General features: G+C 73.9%; 21 protein-coding genes. 11 read left to right on the top strand and 10 right to left on the bottom strand.

Going from position 1 to position 20484, the window contains the following annotated elements; all coding sequences use genetic code 11:
- On the top strand, window positions 1-1300 hold a 1300-nt coding region (locus AB0G63_RS04370; protein WP_360744036.1), incomplete at its 5' end, for an MFS transporter.
- Here AB0G63_RS04370 and AB0G63_RS04365 read toward each other — a convergent pair.
- From AB0G63_RS04365 to AB0G63_RS04345, 5 genes are all read right to left on the bottom strand, one after another.
- Window positions 1297-1893, bottom strand: coding sequence for a flavin reductase family protein (locus tag AB0G63_RS04365; protein ID WP_360744033.1), 597 nt, complete (start codon window positions 1891-1893; stop codon window positions 1297-1299). The two genes, AB0G63_RS04370 and AB0G63_RS04365, sit on opposite strands and share 4 nt — an antisense overlap.
- Before the next feature lie 61 nt (window positions 1894-1954).
- The gene (locus AB0G63_RS04360) at window positions 1955-2749 is read right to left on the bottom strand and encodes an enoyl-CoA hydratase-related protein (protein ID WP_360744030.1); all 795 of its coding nucleotides are present in this window, start codon (window positions 2747-2749) and stop codon (window positions 1955-1957) included.
- A complete protein-coding gene (locus tag AB0G63_RS04355; RefSeq protein ID WP_360744027.1) occupies window positions 2740-4965 on the bottom strand; it encodes an acetate--CoA ligase family protein in 2226 nt (741 codons plus the stop codon). Before AB0G63_RS04355 ends, AB0G63_RS04360 begins: the two co-directional genes overlap by 10 nt.
- Window positions 4966-5102: 137 nt before the next feature.
- Window positions 5103-6605, bottom strand: a complete 1503-nt coding sequence (locus AB0G63_RS04350; RefSeq protein WP_360744024.1) for an FAD-dependent oxidoreductase — start codon at window positions 6603-6605, stop codon at window positions 5103-5105.
- A 250-nt stretch (window positions 6606-6855) separates the two neighbouring features.
- Complete coding sequence (locus AB0G63_RS04345) at window positions 6856-7263, bottom strand: VOC family protein (RefSeq protein WP_360744021.1); 408 nt, start codon at window positions 7261-7263, stop codon at window positions 6856-6858.
- A 93-nt stretch (window positions 7264-7356) separates the two neighbouring features.
- Here AB0G63_RS04345 and AB0G63_RS04340 point away from each other — a divergent pair, with 93 nt between their 5' ends.
- Window positions 7357-8346, top strand: coding sequence for a YafY family protein (locus tag AB0G63_RS04340; RefSeq protein WP_360744018.1), 990 nt, complete (start codon window positions 7357-7359; stop codon window positions 8344-8346).
- Window positions 8347-8399: 53 nt separating this feature from the next.
- Here AB0G63_RS04340 and AB0G63_RS04335 read toward each other — a convergent pair whose 3' ends face one another.
- On the bottom strand, window positions 8400-9587 hold the full coding sequence (locus AB0G63_RS04335) for an NAD(P)/FAD-dependent oxidoreductase (protein ID WP_360744015.1): 1188 nt from the start codon (window positions 9585-9587) through the stop codon (window positions 8400-8402).
- Between the two features lie 163 nt (window positions 9588-9750).
- Window positions 9751-11358, bottom strand: coding sequence for a subtype B tannase (locus AB0G63_RS04330; protein WP_360744487.1), 1608 nt, complete (start codon window positions 11356-11358; stop codon window positions 9751-9753).
- A gap of 236 nt (window positions 11359-11594) precedes the next feature.
- On the opposite strand from AB0G63_RS04330, the gene AB0G63_RS04325 reads away from it, so the two are divergent.
- Genes AB0G63_RS04325 through AB0G63_RS04310 form a run of 4 tightly spaced genes read left to right on the top strand, consistent with a single transcriptional unit; the run spans window position 11595 to window position 13313 of the window.
- Entirely contained in the window at window positions 11595-12047 is a 453-nt protein-coding gene (locus tag AB0G63_RS04325; RefSeq protein ID WP_360744012.1) for a DoxX family protein, read from the top strand.
- On the top strand, window positions 12044-12469 hold the full coding sequence (locus AB0G63_RS04320) for a Zn-ribbon domain-containing OB-fold protein (protein ID WP_360744009.1): 426 nt from the start codon (window positions 12044-12046) through the stop codon (window positions 12467-12469). Before AB0G63_RS04325 ends, AB0G63_RS04320 begins: the two co-directional genes overlap by 4 nt.
- On the top strand, window positions 12466-13077 hold the full coding sequence (locus tag AB0G63_RS04315) for a GNAT family N-acetyltransferase (RefSeq protein WP_360744006.1): 612 nt from the start codon (window positions 12466-12468) through the stop codon (window positions 13075-13077). The genes AB0G63_RS04320 and AB0G63_RS04315 overlap by 4 nt, the downstream gene beginning before the upstream one ends.
- Entirely contained in the window at window positions 13074-13313 is a 240-nt protein-coding gene (locus tag AB0G63_RS04310) for a PhdYeFM domain-containing protein (protein WP_360744004.1), read from the top strand. Before AB0G63_RS04315 ends, AB0G63_RS04310 begins: the two co-directional genes overlap by 4 nt.
- Before the next feature lie 103 nt (window positions 13314-13416).
- On the opposite strand, the gene AB0G63_RS04305 is transcribed toward AB0G63_RS04310, so the two are convergent.
- Window positions 13417-14082, bottom strand: coding sequence for a pyridoxal 5'-phosphate synthase (locus AB0G63_RS04305; RefSeq protein ID WP_360744001.1), 666 nt, complete (start codon window positions 14080-14082; stop codon window positions 13417-13419).
- Between the two features lie 121 nt (window positions 14083-14203).
- On the opposite strand from AB0G63_RS04305, the gene AB0G63_RS04300 reads away from it, so the two are divergent.
- The gene (locus AB0G63_RS04300; protein ID WP_360743998.1) at window positions 14204-15262 is read left to right on the top strand and encodes a hypothetical protein; all 1059 of its coding nucleotides are present in this window, start codon (window positions 14204-14206) and stop codon (window positions 15260-15262) included.
- Entirely contained in the window at window positions 15256-15504 is a 249-nt protein-coding gene (locus tag AB0G63_RS04295; RefSeq protein ID WP_360743995.1) for a hypothetical protein, read from the top strand. The genes AB0G63_RS04300 and AB0G63_RS04295 overlap by 7 nt, the downstream gene beginning before the upstream one ends.
- Before the next feature lie 215 nt (window positions 15505-15719).
- On the opposite strand, the gene AB0G63_RS04290 is transcribed toward AB0G63_RS04295, so the two are convergent.
- On the bottom strand, window positions 15720-16892 hold the full coding sequence (locus AB0G63_RS04290; RefSeq protein ID WP_360743992.1) for an acetyl-CoA acetyltransferase: 1173 nt from the start codon (window positions 16890-16892) through the stop codon (window positions 15720-15722).
- Window positions 16893-16979: 87 nt separating this feature from the next.
- On the opposite strand from AB0G63_RS04290, the gene AB0G63_RS04285 reads away from it, so the two are divergent.
- Entirely contained in the window at window positions 16980-18260 is a 1281-nt protein-coding gene (locus AB0G63_RS04285) for an acyl-CoA dehydrogenase family protein (RefSeq protein WP_360743989.1), read from the top strand.
- Complete coding sequence (locus AB0G63_RS04280; protein ID WP_360743986.1) at window positions 18257-18733, top strand: nitroreductase family deazaflavin-dependent oxidoreductase; 477 nt, start codon at window positions 18257-18259, stop codon at window positions 18731-18733. The genes AB0G63_RS04285 and AB0G63_RS04280 overlap by 4 nt, the downstream gene beginning before the upstream one ends.
- Before the next feature lie 129 nt (window positions 18734-18862).
- Here the strand turns inward: AB0G63_RS04280 and AB0G63_RS04275 are convergent, their stop codons facing one another.
- Window positions 18863-19498 (bottom strand): TetR family transcriptional regulator, encoded by a 636-nt coding sequence (locus tag AB0G63_RS04275; protein WP_360744484.1) that lies wholly within the window; start codon window positions 19496-19498, stop codon window positions 18863-18865.
- 134 nt (window positions 19499-19632) lie between these two features.
- On the opposite strand from AB0G63_RS04275, the gene AB0G63_RS04270 reads away from it, so the two are divergent.
- Window positions 19633-20355, top strand: a complete 723-nt coding sequence (locus AB0G63_RS04270; protein ID WP_360743983.1) for a VOC family protein — start codon at window positions 19633-19635, stop codon at window positions 20353-20355.
- The last annotated feature ends 129 nt before the right edge of the window (window positions 20356-20484 follow it).

Here is a 20484-nt window from a genome sequence, read left to right as displayed (position 1 = left end):
AGACACCGAAGCCTCAGCCGCCGCAGGGGAAGCCCGCCCGCCCCGGAACCCGCGTGTCCACCGGGCGTGGTTCGTCGCTGCCGTCACCTTCGTGACGATCATCGGGGCGGCGGCCTTCCGCTCGCTCCCCGGACTGCTCATCGACCCGCTGCACCAGGAGTTCGGCTGGTCGCGCGGCACGATCGGCGCCGCCGTCTCCGTCAACCTCGCGCTGTACGGCCTCACCGCCCCGTTCGCGGCGGCGCTGATGGACCGCTTCGGCATCCGGCGGGTGGTCGCGGCCGCCCTCACCGTGATCGCGGTCGGTTCGGGCCTGACCGTGTGGATGACGGCGGCCTGGCAGCTGCTGCTGTGCTGGGGCCTGCTGGTGGGCCTCGGCACCGGTTCGATGGCGCTGGCGTTCGCCGCCACGGTCACCAACCGCTGGTTCACCGAGCGCCGCGGCCTGGTCACCGGCATCCTCACCGCCGCGTCGGCGTCCGGTCAGCTGATCTTCCTGCCCCTGCTGTCCTGGATCGTCGAGACGCACGACTGGCGCCCGGCGGCCGTCACGGTGGCCCTCGCCGCGCTCGCGGTCGTGCCGTTCGTCTGGCTGCTGCTGCGCGACCACCCGGCCGACGTGGGCCTGGCGCCGTACGGCGCGACCGCGTTCGTGCCCAAGCCGCCGCCGGTGCCCGGCGCCGCCCGCCGCGCGGTCGCCGTGCTGTCGAGGGCCGTCCGCACCGGCACCTTCTGGCTGCTGGCCGGCACCTTCGCGATCTGCGGCGCGTCCACCAACGGCCTGGTCCAGACCCACTTCGTGCCCGCCGCCCACGACCACGGCATGCCGGTCACGGCGGCGGCCTCGCTGCTGGCGGTGATCGGCGTGTTCGACGTCGTCGGCACCATCGCCTCCGGCTGGTTCACCGACCGCTTCGAGCCGCGCCGCCTGCTCGCGGCGTACTACGCCCTGCGCGGCGTCTCGCTGCTGTTCCTGCCGATGCTGCTGGCCCCGTCGGTGCATCCGCCGATGCTGTTCTTCATCGTCTTCTACGGCCTCGACTGGGTCGCCACCGTCCCGCCCACCATCGCCCTGTGCCGCGCGCACTACGGCGACGACAGCGCGATCGTCTTCGGCTGGGTCCTCGCCTCCCACCAGGTCGGCGCCGCCCTGGTGGCCTTCCTCGGCGGCGTCGCCCGCGACGTCTTCGGCTCCTACGACGTGGTCTGGTACGCATCGGGCGCCCTGTGCGCGGCGGCGGCCCTGATGGCCCTGGTGATCCGCCGCCGGCCGGCGGTCCCCGTGCCGGCGACCGTCTAGACGAACCGTCCCCGGTGGAACAGCAGCGGCGCGTGGTCCCCGGCGCCCGCGCCCAGGGCCTCCACCCGGCCCACCACGATCAGGTGGTCGCCGCCGGTGTGGACCGCGTGGACCGCGCAGTCGATCCAGGCCAGGGCGTCCGGCAGGCGCGGGGAGCCGGAGAAGGGGGCCTCGTCGTACGGCACGCCCGCGAACTTGTCCGCGCCGCTCACCGCGAAGGCGCGGCACAGGCGGGCCTGGTGGGCGGCGAGGACGTTGACGCAGAAGACGCCCGCGCGGGCGATGCGCGGCCAGGTCGTCGACGTGCGGCCGACCATGAAGGCGACCAGCGGCGGGTCGAGGGAGAGGGACGAGAAGGACTGGCAGGCGAAGCCGGCCGGGCCGTCCTCGCCGTCGGCGGCGGGGGCGGTGATCACGGTCACGCCCGTCGCGAACTGCCCGAGGACCTGGCGGAAGGCGGCCCGGTCGACGGGCGCGCGTTCGTCCTCGCGGACGCAGCGCAGCTCGGGGCGCGGCAGCGCCTCGACGGGGGCCGGGGTCCCGGCCGACCGGAGGTAGCGGACGGCGGCCGCGGCCGCTCCTGCGTGTCCCATCACACCGGCCATTGAAGCTGACGATACGTCAGATGGGAAGGGCCGGAGCCCCGGTACCGGGTCAGCGACCCCGGTACTCGGGGCTTCTGCGCTCCACGAAGCTCCGTACGCCCTCCTGGGCGTCCCGCGTGGTCATGTTGATCTCCTGCGCGGCGGCCTCGGCGGCGAAGGCGGCGGTGCGGTCGGTGTCCAGGGAGGCGTTGACGAGCTGCTTGGCCAGGGCGAGGGCGCGGGTCGGGCCGGCGGCGAGGCGGGCGGCCCACGCGCGGGCCGTCGCGTCCAGTTCGCCGTCGGGGACGACCCGGTTGACCAGTCCGAGGCGGGCGGCGTCGGCGGCGGTGAGCGCGTCGCCGAAGAACATCAGCTCCTTGGCCCGCTGCGGGCCGATCAGCCGGGGCAGGAGGTAGGCGCCCCCGCCGTCCGGGACCAGCCCGCGGCGCACGAACACCTCGATGAACCGGGCCGACTCCGCGGCCAGCACCAGGTCGCAGGCGAACGCGAGATGGGCGCCGAGCCCGGCCGCCGTGCCGTTGACGGCGGCGATCACCGGCTTCTCGCAGTCCAGCACGGCGGCGATCAGGCGCTGCGCGCCCAGCCGCAGGGTGCGGGCGACGTCGCCGGGGAGCCGCTCGCCGGCCGCCGCGCCGCCGCGCAGGTCCGCGCCCGCGCAGAAGCCGCGCCCGGCGCCGGTGAGGACGACGGCCCGTACGGCGGGGTCGGCGGAGGCGGAGTCCAGCAGCGCGACGACGCGGTCGCGCGCCTCGGGCGTGAGGGCGTTGAGAGCCTCGGGCCGGTCGAGGGTGAGGTGGGCGACGTGCCCGTCGGCCTCGTGCCGTACCGGGGCGCTCAACGGCACACCACCAGCGCGTCGAGGGCCACCGCGCCCTGCCCGCGCTCCAGCACCAGCAGCGGGTTGACGTCCAGCTCCGCGATGTCGTCGCCGAGCTCCAGCGCCATGCGCTGCACCCGCAGGACCACCTCCACGAGCGCGTCGAGGTCGGCCGGGGGCCGCCCGCGCACCCCGTCGAGCAGGGCCCGCCCGCGCAGCTCGTCGAGCATCTCCCGGGCCTGCTCCTCCCCGAACGGCGGCACCCGCACGGCCGCGTCGCGCAGCACCTCCACCAGCACGCCGCCCAGCCCCACCGTCACGGTCGGCCCGAACAGTTCGTCGTGCGTGACGCCGACGACCATCTCGACGCCCCGCGCGACCATCTGGCACACCAGTACGCCGTCCAGCTCGACGCCCTCGTAGCGGGCGATGTCGGTCAGCTCGCGGTAGGCGTCCCGGACCTGGCTGGCCGAGGTGAGGCCGATCTTGACCAGGCCCAGCTCGGTCTTGTGGGCGATCCGCGCGCCGGACGCCTTCATCACCACCGGGTAGCCGACCAGCCCGGCCGCCCGTACGGCCGCCGCCGCGCTGGTCACCAGCTGCTCGCGCGGCACCCGGATGCCGTACGCCCGCAGCAGCTGCTTGGCCGCGTGCTCGCTCAGCTGCTCGCCGGGCCGCAGCAGCGCCCGCGCCTTGCGGAAGGACGGCGACGGGGTGCGCGGGGCCGCGTCGAAGGGGGAGCGGTAGCCGGCGGCGAAGCGGTGGTGGCCGAGGTAGGCGCGCACCGCGGTGAGGCAGTTGGCGACGGTGCGGAAGGTCGCCACCCGGGAGGAGCCGAGCAGCACCTCGCGGTACGCCGGCTCGGTGCCGACCGGCGACCCCCACACCACGCACACCAGCTTGTCCGTCTCCTCGGCCGCGTCCACCAGGTCCCGCACCAGCTTGTCGCTGAGCGGCGGGAACGGCCCGGTGACCGGGCAGATCAGCACGCCCACCTCGGGGTCGGCGAGGATCGCGTCGATGATCTTCCGGCCGCGGTGGTCGCCGACGGGGTGGCCGCCGTTGTCGACGGGGTTGGCCACGTTCAGGTATCCGGGGATCCACTGGTGCAGCTCGGCCTGCCGGGCCTCGGACAGCACCGGCAGCCGGAGCCCCGCCCCGGCCGCGAGGTCGGCGACGTGCGCGCCGGTGCCGCCGGAGATGGAGTAGACGACGACGCCGTCGGCGCGCGGCGGCCGGGCCCGGGCCAGCAGGGCGGCGGTGTCCTGGAGTTCGTCGAGGCCGTCCACCCGGATCACGCCGAACTGCCGCATCGCCGCGTCCACCACCGCGTCCGCGCCGGTCAGCTTGCCGGTGTGCGAGGCGGCCGTGCGGGCGCCGGCCTCGGTGCGGCCCACCTTGACGGCGACCACCGGCACCCCGCGCCGGGCGGCCCGGTCGGCGGCGAGCAGGAAGGAACGGCCGTCCTTCAGGCCCTCGACGTAGGCGGCGATGGCGCCGACCTCGGGCTGCTCGGCGAAGTAGGAGACGAAGTCGGCGGTCTCCAGGTCGGCCTCGTTGCCGGTGGGCGCCCAGTGGGAGAGCCGGATGCCGAGTTCCTGCGAGGCGAAGACGGGCCGGCCCTGGTGCCCGGACTGGGTGATGAGCGCGATGGCGGGGCCGTCGAGGTCGTCCCGGAACCGTTCGAAGGCGTTGAGGTTGGTGTTGGGGCCCAGCAGCCGCATGCCGGACCCCGCGACGGCGGCGGCGAGGCGCTCCTGCGCGGCCGCCCCCCGCGCTCCGGTCTCGGCGAAGCCGGAGGCGAAGACCACCGCGAACCTGGCCTTGGCCGCGGCGAGTTGCTCCACCACGGGGAGCGGGTCGGCGACCAGCACCACGGCGACGTCGACCTGTTCGGGCAGGTCGGCGACGGACGCGGAGCAGGGGATGCCGAACACGGACGGGCGGTGCGGATGCACCGGGTGCAGCCGGGCGCCCACCCGCTCGGCCCAGCCGACGAGCTGCCGGGTGATGCCGGTGTTGGGCCGCCCCTCGGCGTCCGAGGCGCCGATCACGGCGACGGACTCGGGGCGGAAGAAGCGGTCGAGGTCGGGGACGCCCGCGTACAGGGGCCGGCCGCTGACGTCGAGGTCGTCCGCCTCGGCCGGCCGGCCGTGGACGGCGGGCCCGGGCTGCTCGCCGCAGGCGATGACCCGGGCCCGGCGGGAGTCGGTGGTGAGGGTGCCGTGGGTCGATCCAAGCATCTGTCCGCCCGCTCCTGTGTGACAGCGATAACTGACGCTCTGTCAGGTTACTGAACTGACGCTGTGTCAGGAACGGTCGTGCAGGCAAAGCCGTTCAGGCAAGGCCGTATCGTCCCCCGCTCGGGCCCGGCCGGCGCTCACAGCGCCGCCAGCACCTCCTTGGCCACCCGCTCGCCCGAGCGCACCGCACCGTCCATGAACCCGGTCCAGTACGTGGAGGTCTCGGTCCCCGCCCAGTGGATGCCGCCGACCGGCTTCCGCAGCGCGGCCCCGTACTCCGTCAGCACCCCGGGCGGCGCGTAGGCGACCGGGCCGCCGCGCGAGAAGCCCTCGTTGTCCCAGCGCTGGAGCACGAAGGCGGTGGGCGACTTGGCCTTGTCGCCGAAGTAGACGGCGTAGTCCTTCAGCACGGCCGCCTTGACCTCGTCCACGCTCGCCGCGTCGTACGCCCGCATCTCGTCGGCCTCGATGAAGCCCATCAGGGCGCCGTAGGAGGCGTCGGGGGGCGAGTTGTCGAACGTCGAGCGGACCACGCCGGAGTCGCTGACGACCTGGCCGTTCAGGCCGGCGGCGCGCCAGAAGGGGGTGTCGTAGACGGCGATGGCCTTGCCGATCGACCCCATCGGCATCCGCTGGGTGAGCTGGTCCCGGGCGGCCGGCAGCAGGGGGTCGTAGGCGATACGGGCGGCCAGCGGCGGCGGCAGCGCGACGACGACCTTCTTCGCGGTCACCGTGATCCCGTCCGCGGTCACCGCGTACCCGGCGCCCGACCGCGCGATCGAGCGCACCGGCGCGCTCAGCACCACCCGGTCGCCGAGCGCGGCGGCCAGCTTCACCGGCACCTGCTGGGAACCGCCGACGAAACGGGACTCCTGGGCGCCCTTCGCGGTGTCGGTGAGGCGTTCCAGGGTGCCGGCGGTGGACTCGTTGCCGGCGGCGGCGATGTAGTACAGGACGTAGAGGAGGGACAGCTCGCGGGGCTGGGCCGAGAAGATCGACGTGGTCGCCACGTCGAGCAGGAACTTGGCCGAGGGGACGACGGCGTTGGCGTTCAGCCAGCTCTCGAAGGTCTGCCGGTCCCACTCGGCGGCCTTGGGTGCGGTCCAGGGCGCGTCGACGGGCACCTTCTTGGCCATGTCGTCGAGCGCGGCCTGCACGATCGCGGCGTTGGCGAGTCCGGCCGCGTCGACCGGCGGGACCGAGCCGAGCAGTCCGTCGGTGGCGTAGGGCGTCTTCGTGCCGTCCTTGTACAGCAGGTTCTTGCCGGTGTTGTAGGTGGGGAAGGTCGCCACGCCCAGCGAGTCGGCGAGCGCCTTGATGCGGTCCTGGGTGGGGCCGATGAACTCGGCGCCGCCCTCGGTGACTCCGCCGCCCGGCAGCGGCAGGCCCACGACCCGGCCGCCGACCCGGTCGCGGGCCTCCAGCACGGCGACGGTGCTGCCGCCGGCTACCAGGTCGCGGGCCGCGGTCAGCCCGGCGAGGCCGCCGCCGACGACGCAGACGTCCACGTCCAGGTCCCGTCCGGCCGCGGACGCCGGGCCGGCGGCGGCGGTGCCGGTGAGGGTGACGGCGCCGGCCGCGGCGGCACCGCCGAGCAGGGAGCGCCGGGAGAGCCGGGAGAGCTGTCTTTCACGTGCCACGTGCGTCCTCCGTCATGACCGAGAGGTGAGTGGAGCCCGAACCCAAAAAGGTGAACAGCGCTCACATTCTGACGCCGCACGACGGCGCGGTACAGCTCTCGGACCACATCTGACTCGCGAGTAACGAGATTCGCAGGCAGGAGAGTTGGGGGGACAAGGCGCCACAACGGCACGGCGCCCTGCCCGGGCCCCCGGCACGCCCCGTCCGGCGACGATCACGCCGTCCCCGCGGGGCGGATGCCTCCGGCGTTCAGCGGGCCGTCCGCCCTGACTTCGCTATGGCCGCCGGGGTGACGGGGGTGAAGAAGTTGACGAGGTTGCCGTCGGGGTCACGGAACAGCAGCGACCGGTTGCCCCAGGGCATCGTGGTGGGCTCGTTGACGAAGTCGGTGACGAAGCCGGTCAGGTTCTGGTGGACGCGGTCCACGTCGTCGACGAGGAACTCGATGATCACGCTGTGGTTGTCCGCCGGCCGGGCAGAGCCCGGGGCGAACGGCGGGACGGTGCGGGTGCCGGCGATCGCGAGGGTGGCGCCCGCGGTCTGGAGCTCGGCGAAGTCCTCGGTGGCCCACGTCGCCCGCGCCCCTGTGGCTCGCTCGTAGAACTCGACGAGGCGCGCTACGTCGCCGGTGATGATGCGGATCGAGACGAAGTCCATGGGAATCTCCTTGGCTGTGCGGGAGGCGTGCTCGTCGCAGGCTAGGAGAAATAGTGGACAGAATCGGTCCTGTATCCGCGTTAGGCTGCCAACATGCCTCGACCAACCGGCCGCGTGCTGACACTCCTGGAGCTGCTGCAGTCGGGCGGCACCCGGACGGTGGCCGAACTCGCCGACCGGCTCGGCGTCGAAGGGCGCACCGTGCGCCGGTATGTGGACCAGCTGATCGACCTCGACGTGCCCGTGGAATCGGTGCGCGGCCGCTACGGCGGGTACCGGCTCGCCCCCGGGTACCGCCTGCCTCCGCTCATGCTCAGCGACGACGAGGCGCTGGCCGTGCTGCTCGGCCTGGTCGCCGGCCGCCGGGCGGGGCTGACGACGACGGAGCGCACGGCGAGCGAGACGGCATCGGCGAAGATCCGGCGGGTGCTGCCCAAGCACATCGCCCGCCGGCTCGACACACTCCTGGAAGCTCTCGCCTTCACGGACCAGCCCGGTCATTCCGACGCCCCGGACGCCGAGGTCCTGCTCACCGTCGCCGACGCGGTGCGCCACCGCCGGCCGGTCTCGATCCGCTACACCGACCGCGACGGGCGGCGCAGCGAACGCACGCTGCACGCGTACGGGATCGTCGCCCATGCCGGCCGGTGGTACGTCACGGGCGAGGACGCCCGGATCGGCGCGGACCGGACCTTCCGGCTCGATCGCATCGCGGACGCGCGGACCCTGCCCGGCTCGTTCGAAGCGCCTGTGGGTGCCGATCCGGCAGATCGCCTGTTGTCAGCCTTCGCCACCGCCGAGTACCGGCACGAGGTGACCTTGCGGATCCACGGGACGGTCGAGCAGATCCGCGCCCGCCTTCCCGTCGGTGTCGCGAACCTGGAGGAGTACGCGCCCGTGGCAGGCGAGGACCCGGCGACCGAGCGCTGGCTGCGCGTCGAGCTGCGGGCGGAGCGGCTCGACTGGCTGGCTCCGGTACTCGCCTCACTCGACCGGCCGTTCGTCATCGAGCGTCCGGACGAACTGCGCGACCTCGTCGTCGCGCTCGCCGACCGCCTCACGTCCTACGCCCGCCAAGCCTGACCGCGGGCAACCCGAGCGCGTCGCCCGGAACGCCGCCCTGTCCGGGCGCGGTGTCAGACCGGGAGCCGGGAGGGCTGCCGTTCGGTGTCCCTGGCGATGGACTTGGCGATCTTCACCGCGTCGAGGGCCATCTCGCGGAACATGCCGCTGATGGGGTTGGTGAAGCCGGTGAAGTACAGACCGGGGGCGTTGCCGGGGCAGCGGCCGCCGTGGGTCACCGGTCTGCCGCGCCCGTCCAGTACGTCGAGGTGGCCGACCAGGCCCTCCAGGGCGCGGACGTACCCGGTGGCGGCGATCACCGCGTTGGGCGAGACGCGGCTGCCGTCGGCGAGGACGACCTCGTCCCCCGCGAAGGAGTCGACGGCGGCCACGACCTCGATGTGCCCCTTGCGCACGGCGTCGACGAGACCGACGTCCAGGATCGGGATCGCCCCCTCCTTGACCCTGCTGTACAGCCCGGTGTCCGGGCGCGGCAGCCCGCGCGCCGTCAGGTCCGGCACGCTCAGCCTCGCCACCGGCCGGGCCAGTCGGTCGACGAGCCCGGTCGGCAGCCGCCGTACCAGCACGCTGGTGTACTGGGTGGGCCAGCCGGCCGTCGAGCGGCGCACGATGTGCGGGGCCGTCCGCACGGACAGCCGCACCCGCGAGGCGCCGCCCTCCACCAGGTCGACGGCGATCTCGGCGCCGGTGTTGCCGGAGCCGACGACGAGGACGTCACGGCCGGCGTACGGGTCGGCGTTGCGGTACCGCGACGCGTGCAGCAGCTCCCCGCCGTACGTGTCGCGGCCGGGCCAGTCGGGGATGCGCGGGGTGTGGTTGAAGCCGGTGGCGACGACCACCGCCGAGCCGGTCAGCTCCCGGCCGCCGGTGGCGTGCAGCAGCCAGCCGGCGCCGTCGGGGGTGCGCTCGATCCGGGACACCTCGACGCCGGTGACGATCTCCAGCTCGTGGTGCTCGGCGTACTTCTCCAGGTACCGCACCACGTCGTCCCGGGACACCCAGCGCCCGAACCGGCGCGGCATCGGCAGCCCCGGCAGCGCGGACAGGCGCCGGGTGGTGTGCAGGTGCAGACGGTCGTAGTGGCGCCGCCAGGACGCGCCGACCCGGTCGGACTTCTCCAGCACGACGGCACGGATGCCCCGCGCCCGCAGCGCGTACGCGACGGAGAGCCCGCCGGGCCCGCCGCCGACGACGTAGACGGGGTGACCAGCGGGGCTTGCGATCGGTGTGGAGTCGGCCATGAGCGCGAGCGTAACCACGCACCAGTTTGTTGGGTCTCGGTCAAGACCGGAATTGGTTGCGGATTGATCACGTGTGGGGGAGGAGTGGGTGGGACGTGTGGCGTACCTCACGTGATGGTGGCCGTTCCGGGGATCCGGGACGCCCCACCCCCTCCCCGGCCGGCTACCTCGCCTTGTGGCCGGTCACCTTGGCGATCCAGGCGATGAAGTCGCCCGGGTCGGTGTTCGCGCCGTGGCCCTGGTCCCAGTAGTAGAGGTGGTTCACGTCGTCGCCGAGGGCGTGCGCGGCGGCGGCGAGGTTCGCGGAGACCGTGAGCGAGGTGTCGGAGTCCTTGGTGCCCAGGCGGATCCACCAGTGCCGGGCCCGGCCGTCGTTGACCTTCTCCACGAGGTGGTACATCGGGTTCATCAGGTTCAGCTTCTCGGGGATGTCGCTCGCGACACGCTTGGTGCTCAGGCCCGTGGTGTCGTTCTTCGCGCCGTACGCCGTGAAGTGGCGGGCCTCGGTGGTGCCCGCGCCGAACTCGTTGTTCTCGCCCGAGGACAGGTCGAACGCGTCGAAGGCCGGCGTGTTCTTCTTCCGGGCGCCCACGTGTGCGAGGAAGTCCTCCCAGGTGAAGGAGGCCTTGCCGTTCTTCCAGGTGATGAAGGTGTTGGCGGCCAGATAGGTCTCGCGGTCGGCGTCCGACAGGGCCGCGAGGTACGCCGTGGCGGACGGCCGCAGGTACTGCTCGACCAGGTAGTCGTCGTAGTTGCGGGCGGTGAGCGGGCCGTGGCCGTTCAGGCCGCGCAGCCGCAGCCCCGCCTGGTACTCGGCGAACTGCGCGGTCAGCGCCTTGGACACGGTCTGGTCGACCTGCTCGCCGGTGCTCAGGTCGTTGGCGCCCCAGTTCCACTCGTAGGCGCCGTCGGCGTGCTCCAGGTCCGTGATCGGGCACCACGCGCCGACCGCGAAGACCGCGTCGGAGGCGTCCGCCGCGCCCAGTTCCCTCAGGTACTTCGCGTAGGCCGGGCTGTCGCCGGAGGCGCCCAGCAGCGCGGACAGCGCGCCGCCCGCGCTGGTGCCCGCGGACACGATCCGGTCCACGTCGCCGGGGATGCGGCCCTTGTTGGCCTTCACGTACCGCACCGCCGCCTTCAGGTCGACGATCGCGGCGGGAGCGGTGCCGTAGTACTCGCCGGCGGAGTCCGTGAGGGTACGGCCGCGGGCGCCGGGCTCGACGACGACGTACCCGGCGAGCAGGGCCAGCTTCTGGTTGGTGTCCAGGGCGCCGCCGGTGGCGTTGGTGTTGCCGTTGCCGTTGCCGTTGGCGTTGGCGTTGGCGTTGGCGTTGGAGGCCGAGGGGCTGGGCGCGGCGCTGCCGGAGGGGCCGCCGCCGGGCAGGCCGCCCCCGCCCATGCCCCCGCCGCCGATCCCGGTCGCGTCGGCGACCGAGGACGGCATGTAGCCGCCGACGGAGTTCGCGAAGAGGATCGGCGCGCCGGTGGCGTCGACCGCCTTGCCGTCGACCTCGACCGGCACGCTGACGTTCAGCGACTGGTACTTCTCGTCGACCGGCCGGGCGACGTAGGTGAGGGCCTTCCAGAAGTGGTAGGTCACCTGGTGCTCGTCGCCGTCGGTGCCGGTGACGGTGGTGGTCAGCTCGGTGTAGGCGTCCGGATCGAAGACCAGGGTGCCCGAGGAGGACGACGACCCGGTGCCGCTCGATGCCTGGGCGCTGAGGGCGATGCCGCCGACCGCGGCGACGCCCGCGGTGGCGCCGATGCCCATCACGACGGTCCTGCGCTTGACTGCCCTGTGCTTCACGATTCTCGACTCCCTCGGTGGCTGGGCCGGTGGCCGGGCTTGCGCCAGCGAAGGTAGCGAGGGTGTGGACAAGATTGCCAACAATCCGTGCGTATTCATGGCCGATGCACAGATTCACCGGAGGGGCACAGGTTGCCGTCGCCCGCCTGCCGGGGCCCGCCGGGTTCTCGTACCGCCCGATCTGACGTACCGTCAGATGCATGGACACGATCTGGCTCGACGGCGCCGAGTGGCTTGCCGTGCTGCGCGTCGGACTCGGCCTGTGGTGGCTGGAGAGCTGGCGGCACAAGGACAGGAAGGGCTGGTTCGAGCGCGGCACCGGCATCGCGTGGGCCGCGGACGTCGCCGCGCGGCACCGCTGGCACGCCGTACGGTCCGGCTTCGACGCCGTGGTCGCCCCGCGGCCGCGCACCATGGCGTACGTCGTCGTGTACGCGGAGCTGGCCCTGGGGCTCGGACTGGTCGCCGGGTTCCTCACCCCGGTCGCGCTGGCCGGCGGCCTGGTGCTCAACGCGCTCTACTTCACGCTCATGATCCACGACTGGGCCGAGCAGGGGCAGAACGCGATGATGGCGCTGATCTCGGCCGTCGCGCTGTTCGGCATGGCGTGGCAGACCTGGTCGGTGGACAGCGCGCTGGGGCTGTTCCGGTGACGGCCGCCGCCCGCTTCGACGTCCCGGAGGCCGACCCGTTCACGCGGGCGTACTGGGACGCGGCGGCCGAGGGCCGGCTGCTGATCCGCCGCTGCGGCGCGTGCGGGCGGGCCCACCACTACCCGCGAGAGTTCTGCCCGCACTGCTGGAGCGAGGACGTGACGTGGGAACGGGCGAGCGGCCACGCGGCGCTCTACACCTGGTCCGTCGTCCACCGCAACGACCTGCCCCCCTTCCGGGACCGCACGCCCTACGTCGCCGCCGTCGTCGACCTCGCCGAGGGGCCGCGGATGATGACCGAGGTCGTCGGGTGCGCGGCGGACGGACTCCGGGCCGGCCTGGAGCTGGCGGCCGTGTTCCGGGACGGCGTGCCGGTGTTCCGGCCACGCGGGGCGGCCGCAGCGGATTCAATGGACGGATGACGCACGCCGACCAGCCTTCCGCCGGCCCGTTCCCCGCCCTGCACGGCCACGGTCTCCTGCTGCGCCCGTGGGACCCGGACTCCGACACCGACGTCGCCGTCTGGCTGCGCGGGCTCACCGACCCGGAGTTCGTGCGCTGGAACACCCCGCTCAGAACGGTCACCGACCTCGACAGCGCCCGCGAGTCGATGCGCACCAAGACGCAGGCCGCCGCGGAGGGCACGGCGGCGTCGTACTGCGTCACCGACGCGGAGACCGGCACGCCGCTGGGGCACATCAGCGTCGAAGCCGTTCACCCCGCGCTGGCCGGCGCCCGCGTCGGCTACTGGGTCCTGCCAGAGGCCCGCGGACGGGGCGTCGCCACCCGCGCCCTCACCGTGGCCGCCCGCTGGGCCCTGACCGGCTTCGGCATGCACCGCCTCGAACTCGGCCACGCGGTCGGCCACGACGCCTCCTGCCGCGTCGCCGAACGCTGCGGCTTCCGCTACGAGGGCACCCTGCGCGGCGCGATGTTCGAGGCGAACCGCTACGACGCGTTCCGGGACGTGCACCTGCACGGGCGTCTGGCGACGGACCCCGAGCCGGGTGGGGCCACACTCACGGGATGAGGGAGATCGCGCAGCATCAGTTCCAGGACGACTTGGCCGCCGTCGTGGCCGCCGTCGAAGCCGGCGATGCCTACCGCGTCACGCGCGACGGCGTGGAGATCGCCGAACTGCGTCCGCCGAGTCGTCGGCGAGCGCTGAGCGCCGAGGAACTGGTGGCGAAGCACCGGCGACTTCCCAGGGTGGACGGTGCGCGGATGCGTGCCGAGGCGGACGAGTTCTTCGGCGAGCGGGCGTAGCGGAGCAGAAGGACGCGGTCCCCGTCGTCCCCGTCCTCCCCGTCGTCCCCGTCCTCCCCGTCGTCCCCGTCCTCCCGTCCGAGCGGGGCGTCGTGGCCCGGGCTCACGGCCACAGCAGCTCTCTGGTCCAACCGTTCTCCTCGCGCCGGTAGTTCAGGCGGACGTGGCGGCGGTGTTCGTCGCCCTGGAAGAACTCCACGGTGTCCGGGCGCAGGTGGTACAGGGTCCAGGTCGGTACCGGGGCGTCCGGCTCGCGCCGGGCCCGGTCCCACGCCGCCTCCGACGCCCGCGCCAACTCCTCCACCGACCCCAGGACTTCGCTCTGGCGGCCGGTCAGGGCGGCGGCCAGGGCGCCCGTCGAGCGGGCGTGCAGGTCGCCCTGGGACTCCTCGGCCGGCGCGGCGGTGACCGGGCCGCGCACCCGCACCTGGCGGCCCAGCACCGGCCAGTAGAAGGCGAGCGCCGCGTACGGGCGGGCCGCGAGCTGTCCGCCCTTGTGGCTGCTCGCGTGCGTCGCGAACGACCAGCCGTCCGCGTCCGCGCCGTGCAGCATCACGATCCGCACGTCCGGGCGGCCCTCCTCGTCCGACGTCGCCAGCGACATCGTGTGCGGCTCGGCCTGCCCGGCCGCCACCGCTTCGGCGAACCACTCCGTGAACAGCGCCAGGGGCTCCGCGGGCGCGGCCGCCGGGTCGAACGGCCGCAACTCGGTCACCCGCGGGTCCCACACCCGCAGCGACCTCAGCAGCCCGTGAAGATCCGATGCCATGCGTCGAGTATCACCCGGCGCGCCCCCGGTGCACTCGTCGGCGGTACGTCGGTCTCCGGGGCGTCGAGCGGGGGCGCGAGAGGGGGCGGGGGAGCTGCAACACCGGTCCGTTCCGGCCGCGTTGAGGCGTCTGCTCGCCGACGTTCTGCTGCTGGGGGCTTTCACCGCGTGCGGCGGCCACGAGCCGACCGCGCTCTCCGCGCCCGAGGTCTTGTATCTCCGTGCGCACGGCGGCGACAAGGTGCTCCTCCCCCTCTCGGTCGACGGCGGCGGCAGCCCGTACGCCCGTCCCGGCACCCGAAAGCTGACCGTGGACGTCGCGCCGGGGTCCGCGGGCGTCGTCCGGCTGGACGGGAGCGGGCCGGACTGCGCGGGCGGTGCCACCCACGTCACCTGCGACGTCACGGGCACCGACCTCGGCGCGGCGGGCACCCGGGGGTTCGTGCCGCGCGCGGCGAAGGGCAGCAGGCCCGGCGACACCGGCTACCTCCGCTTCTCGTACCCGGCGAAGGACGGCAGGAAGCTCACCGCCCGCACCCGGGTGGTCGTCGGGGAACCGGCGCTGAAGCTGCTGACGGCCAGGCCGTTCGAGCGGGTCCGTCCGGGCGCCGGGATCACGTCGCCCGTCGTCGTCCGCAACACCGGTGACGTCCCGGCGCGGGGGCTCGCCCTCGTCGTCGACTCCGGGGACCTGGAGTTCGCGCGGCGGTACGCGAACTGCCGGTATCCCGGCCTGCGGCACGGACGGCAGGCGGTGTGCCGGTTCCCGGATCTCGTGGTCCCGCCCGGCGGGACCGTCGCCGTCCGGCCGGGGCTGCGGCTGCGGGCGCCGAAGACGCGGATGTACGGGGCGTTCCGCCGGCAGGTGTGGCCGACGGACGCGGGGCCGGGGCAGGACCAGAGCTTCTCGGCGGGCGGTGACCGCCGCGACGGCCCGGCCCTGCGTGCCGCGCGGGTGGGGCGGCCCGGCGCGGTGAAGGCCGCCTTCGCCGGGAACCGGGACCGGGTCCCCGTCTCCCTCGACACCCATGCCGACTTCGCGGTCACCGGCGCCCACCTGCACGGCGCCCCCGGCGGACCGGCGCACGCTGCGCCTCAGCGTCCGCAACGACGGCCCCGGCGACCCCGGTCACGCCGCCCGGCTGGTGTTCCGCCCGCCCCCGGGGTGCGAACGTGCTGAAGGAGCCCACGGAGCTGATCGACGAGGACCAGTACGCGCCGCACTGCCGCCACGACGACTACGACTACGTCTGCGACGTGGGCGCTCTGGAACCCGGCTCGTCCCGCACCTTCGAGTTCATCCTGAGCCTGGGCGAGCCGGGCACCGGCAGCGTGCGCCTGCGTGACGTCGAGCCGCGGACCGGCCGCCACGACCCCGACCCGTCCGACGACCGGGCGGTGGTCAGGCGCGTCTCCGGGTGACGACCGGGCTGCCGTCGCCGTCACCCGGTGACCCGGCTCAGTCGACCGGCCAACGGGCGCCGGTCACCGCATGCCGGTCACCGGTCACCGTGTGCCGGTCACCGGGCGCCGGTCGTCGTGTGCCGGTCACCGGTCACCGGTCACCGTGTGCCAGTCACCGGACACCGGTCACCGGGCGCCGGTCGTCGTCACCCTCACCGGTCGAGGTGACACGTTCAGTCCCGGCCCAGTACCACCGTCCCCGACGAGCAGAACCAGCCCCCGGTGCCGGAGGCCACCCCCAGGCGGGGTACGCCGCCGTCGTGGGCGCGCACCTGCCGGGCGCCGGCCTCGCCCCTGAGCTGCCGTACCGCCTCGACCAGGAGGAACAGGCCGCGCATGCCGGGATGCTGGGCCGACAGGCCGCCCCCGTCCGTGTTCACCGGCAGCTCCCCGCCCTCCACCCTGAGCCGTCCCTTCCCGACGAACGCCCCGCCTTCGCCCTTCGCGCAGAAGCCGAGGTCCTCCAGGGTCACCAGCGTCATGTACGTGAACGCGTCGTAGATCTCGGCGAAGTCCATCTCGCGCGGCCGCACCCCCGCCCGCCCGAACGCCAGCCGGCCGCTCACCGCCGCCGGGGAGACCGTGAAGTCGGGCCACTCCGACATCGCGGCGTGCGAGACGTGCTCCCCGGTGCCCAGCACCCACACGGGCGCGGTGCGGCAGTCCCGTACGTACTCCTCGGCCGCGAGCAGCACCGCCGCGCCCCCGTCGGAGCGGAGGCAGCAGTGCAGCTTGGTGAACGGGTCGGCGATCATCGGGCCGGACAGCACGTCGTCCGGCGTGATCGGGTCGCGGAACATCGCCTCCGGGTTCAGGGCCGCGTTGGCCCTCGCCTGTACGGCGACCGACGCCAACTGCTCGACTGTCGTGCCGTGTTCGATCATGTGGCGGCGGGCCGCCATCGCGTACTTGGCGATGAGCGTGTGGCCGTAGGGGACCTCGAACTGCAGCGGGCCGCGCGAGCCGAAGGACAGGTCGCCGGTGCGGCGGCCTGCCCGGACGTCGGCGCGGGCGGTCGAGCCGTAGGCCAGCAGGACGGCGTTCGCGTGGCCCGCGGCGATCGCGTCCGCCGCGTGGGCGGCCATGACCTCCCAGGTGGAACCGCCGACGGAGGTGGAGTCGACCCAGGTCGGGCGCAGGCCCAGGTACTCGGCGACCTCGACGGGGGCGAGCGTGCCCAGGCCCGCCGAGGCGAACCCGTCGACATGGCGGCGCTCCAGCCCGGCGTCCGCCAGCGCGCGGCGGGCCGCCTGCGCGTGCAGGGCGTAGGGGGTGGTCGCGTCGAGCCGCCCGCAGTCGGCCAGGGCCACGCCCACCACGGCGACGTTCCGGCTGCCGTGAGCCATCAGCGGTCTCCTCCCCCTGGGCATCTCGGTCCGGCCCTCCTAATATGACGGACCGTCAGATGCGAGGGGAAGAGGGAGGGGAGAGCCGTGGACGCACGCTTCACCGCGGAACAGGACGACATCCGCAGCACCCTGCGCGAACTGCTCCGCAAGCGGTGCCGGCCGGAGGACCTGCGCGCGGCCCTCGACACCCCGGCGGGCCACGACCCGCTGCTGTGGACCGCCCTCGCCGGACGGCTCGGCCTGCCCGGCCTCGCGCTCCCCGAGGCCTACGGCGGGGCCGGCTGCACGGTCACCGACCTCGCCCTGGCCTGCGAGGAGACCGGCCGGGTGCTCGCGCCCTCGCCGCTGACGGCCACCGCCGTCCTCGCCGCGCCGCTCCTGCTCGCCCTCGGCACCGCCGCCCAGCGTGCCCGGCTGCTGCCCCGCATCGCCTCCGGCGAACTCACCGCCGCCCTCGCGGTGCCCGGCCCCCGCCTGGCCACCGCGCTCGCGCTGACCGGCGGCAACGGCGGCGACTGGGCCGGCGGCGGACGGGCGGGGGGCGTGCAGGCCAGGCGGGCGGGGGAGGGGTGGCGGCTGTACGGGCAGGCCGAGCAGGTGCTCGACGGGCACAGCGCGGGCCTGCTGCTGGTCGCCGCGCACACCGGCGGCTTCGCCCGGTCGCGGATCCTGCTGTTCCTGGTGCGCGGGGACGCCGGCGGACTCGTGCGGATACGGCAGACCGCCCTGGACGCGACCCGCCCGCAGGCCCGCCTGGAACTGCGGGACGTGGCGGCGGAGCTGCTGGGCGGGGAGAGCGAGGACAGCGGGGACAGCGGGGACAGCGGGGACGCGGCGGGTGCGGGCGACGCGGTCCTCGCCGCCCTGGCCGCCGTCGGCGACGCCGCCGCGGCCGTCCTGGCCTGCGAGGCCGTCGGGGCCGCCGACCGGGCGCTGGAGCGGACCGTGGAGTACGTGAAGCGGCGCGAGCAGTTCGGCCGGGCCATCGGCTCCTTCCAGGCGGTCAAGCACCGGCTGGCCGACGTGTACGTCCAGGTGCAGGCGGCGCGCTCGGCGGCGTACTACGCGGCCTGGGCCGCCGCGCACGGGGAGCGGGCCGGGGCCCTCGCCCTCGCGCAGGCGCTGGAGGCGCTGCGCGCCGCAGCCGCCGACGGGATCCAGCTGCACGGCGGGATCGGCTTCACCTGGGAGGACGACGCGCACCTGTACTTCAAGCGGGCCTGGGGCGACGAACTGCTGTTCGGGCCGGTGCACCGGCTGCGGGCGCATGCCGCCGACACGGCGCACCTCTTCGCACAAGGACAGGAGCAGGGGCAGGGGCAGGAGCGGGGGCAGGGGCAGGAGCAGGGGCGGGTGGCGGTGTGAGCGTCGAGCGGATCGTGCAGAAGGTGTCCGCCACCCGGGGCTTCGCCCGGGTGGCCCCGCACGTCGTCCCGCGGCTCGACCGGGCCGTCCACCGGCTCACCCGCGGCCGGGTGCTGCTCAGCGCGCTGATGCTGCCGGGCGTCGTACTGACCGCGAGGGGCGCGCGCAGCGGCCTGCCCCGCCGCACCCCGCTCGCCTGCGTGCCGGAGGACGGCGGACGCGGCTGGCTCCTGGTCGGCTCCAACTTCGGCCGCCCCGGTCACCCGGCCTGGACCCGCAACCTCCTCGCCCACCCGGACGCCGAGATCAGCTTCCGGGGCCGCGACATCCCGGTGACGGCACGGCTGCTGGAGGGGGAGGAGCGGGCGGCGGCCTGGCGGGCGGCGCTGGCCCTGTGGCCGCCGTACGCCGCCTACCAGGCGCGGGTGGAGCGGGAGATCCGGCTGTTCCGGCTCGTCAGGCGCGACGTTTAGCGCGTTTCGCGGGCCGCGGGCCGCCCGCACAGCAAGGCAGGCGGCGGCTCACCCGCGGTGAACCGCCGCCTGCCGGACAGGACTTGTGGGAACTATGGGAAACTATGGCAACTACGACAAATTCATGATCTACCGCGTGGGCTTCCGGCCCGTCACGCCCAGGTGCACCAACAGCGCCAGGTTCGGCTTGAGTTCGGCCTGCTTGACGCCCCAGGAGGTGAATCCCTTCTGGTGCGAGGCGACGGCCGCCAGCATCGCCACCAGCGAACCCGCCACCGCGGCCGGGTTCACGTCCTTGTCGACGCGGCCCTTGGCCTGCAGCGCGGCGACGGCGTCCGCGAGGGAGTTGTTCACCGAGTTCAGGATCTTCATGCGGATCTTGTAGAACCGCTTGTCGCCCTCGGCCGCCCCGAGGTCGACGACGCGCAGGATCGCGTCGTGCTTGCGCCAGAACTCCAGAAATCCGTCGACGAGTTCCTGGGCCGTCTGCCAGCCCGCCTTGCCGGTCCACGAACGGCCCTCCAGCAGCTCGGTCAACCCGGCTCCCTCGGCGGCCATTTGCTCGGCGATCTCCAGGACGGCGCCCTCGACGTCCGGGAAGTACTGGTAAAAGGTCGCGGGCGACGTACCGGCCTTCCGGGCGACATCGATGACCTTGACGTCCCGGTAGGGGGAGGAGCTGAGCATCTCGCTGAGGCAGTCGAGCAGCTTCTGCCGGGTCGCCTGCCCACGCCGGCCGGCCACGCGGCCGTCGACGGTACGCACTTGTCCTGTCATGTCGTCAGCTTACCGAGGGGTGATGGGAGCGCGATTCGGCCGACTGCAAATGGGGTGCCCGGGTGATAAGAGACGGGTGCGCCTGGTCTGCGCGGTGCGTGCGTCGCCGCTACGTTTGCCGCATGGCCGAAAACAGGGCATCCGCATACGCAGAGGGCGTCCCGTGCTGGGTGGACGCCCAGCTTCCCGACGTCGAGGCGGGCAAGCGGTTCTACGGTGAACTCTTCGGGTGGACCTTCGAGGAGTCGTACGGGGCGTCCACCTGGGCGCTGAAGGACGGCGCCCCCGTCGCCGCGCTCGCGCCCAAGACGGACGGGCGCATGCCCACCGTCTGGACGGTGTACTTCGCCACCCCCGACGCGGAAGCCCTCGCCCGCCGCGTCCGGGACGCCGGCGGGCAGGTCGTCATCGTGCCCGTCCCGGTCGGCAACCTGGGCACGACGGCGCTGGTCACCGACGCGGAGGGGGCCGTGTTCGGCCTGTGGCAGCCGGGCCGCCACGCCGGTTTCGGCAGGCGGCACGAGCCGGGCACCTTCGCCTGGGTGGAGCTGTACGCCCGCGACACCGAGCGCGCCAACGGCTTCTACGGCGGCCTCTTCCACGACGCCCTGTTCGGGCCCGGCGCCCGGCCCGACTTCGGCCGGGCAGCCGTCTCCGACGTCTTCCCCGCCGAGATGCCGCCCCACTTCCTCGTCCACTTCGCGGTCGAGGACTGCGCTGCCGCGCTGGAGGAGGTGCACCGGCTCGGCGGGCGGGTGCAGGCGCCGCCGTTCTCCACGTCGTACGGACTGGTCGCCGTCGTCACCGACAATCAGGGGGCGTCGTTCGCGCTGCTGCAGCGCTGACCGGCGGATTTCCGTCCGGTATGAACCGAGACACCCCGCTTCGACCCCGGGTTCGCAACCAGTGGCCCGGGCAGGAAGAATCGGGGTGCGTGCCGCCACGGCGGTGCGGTGGTGAGACGCTGCACTTCG

The organism is Streptomyces sp. NPDC020996 (assembly GCF_040641355.1).
Classification (GTDB): Bacteria; Actinomycetota; Actinomycetes; order Streptomycetales; family Streptomycetaceae; genus Streptomyces.
This window is presented reverse-complemented; position numbering and strand designations above follow the sequence as displayed.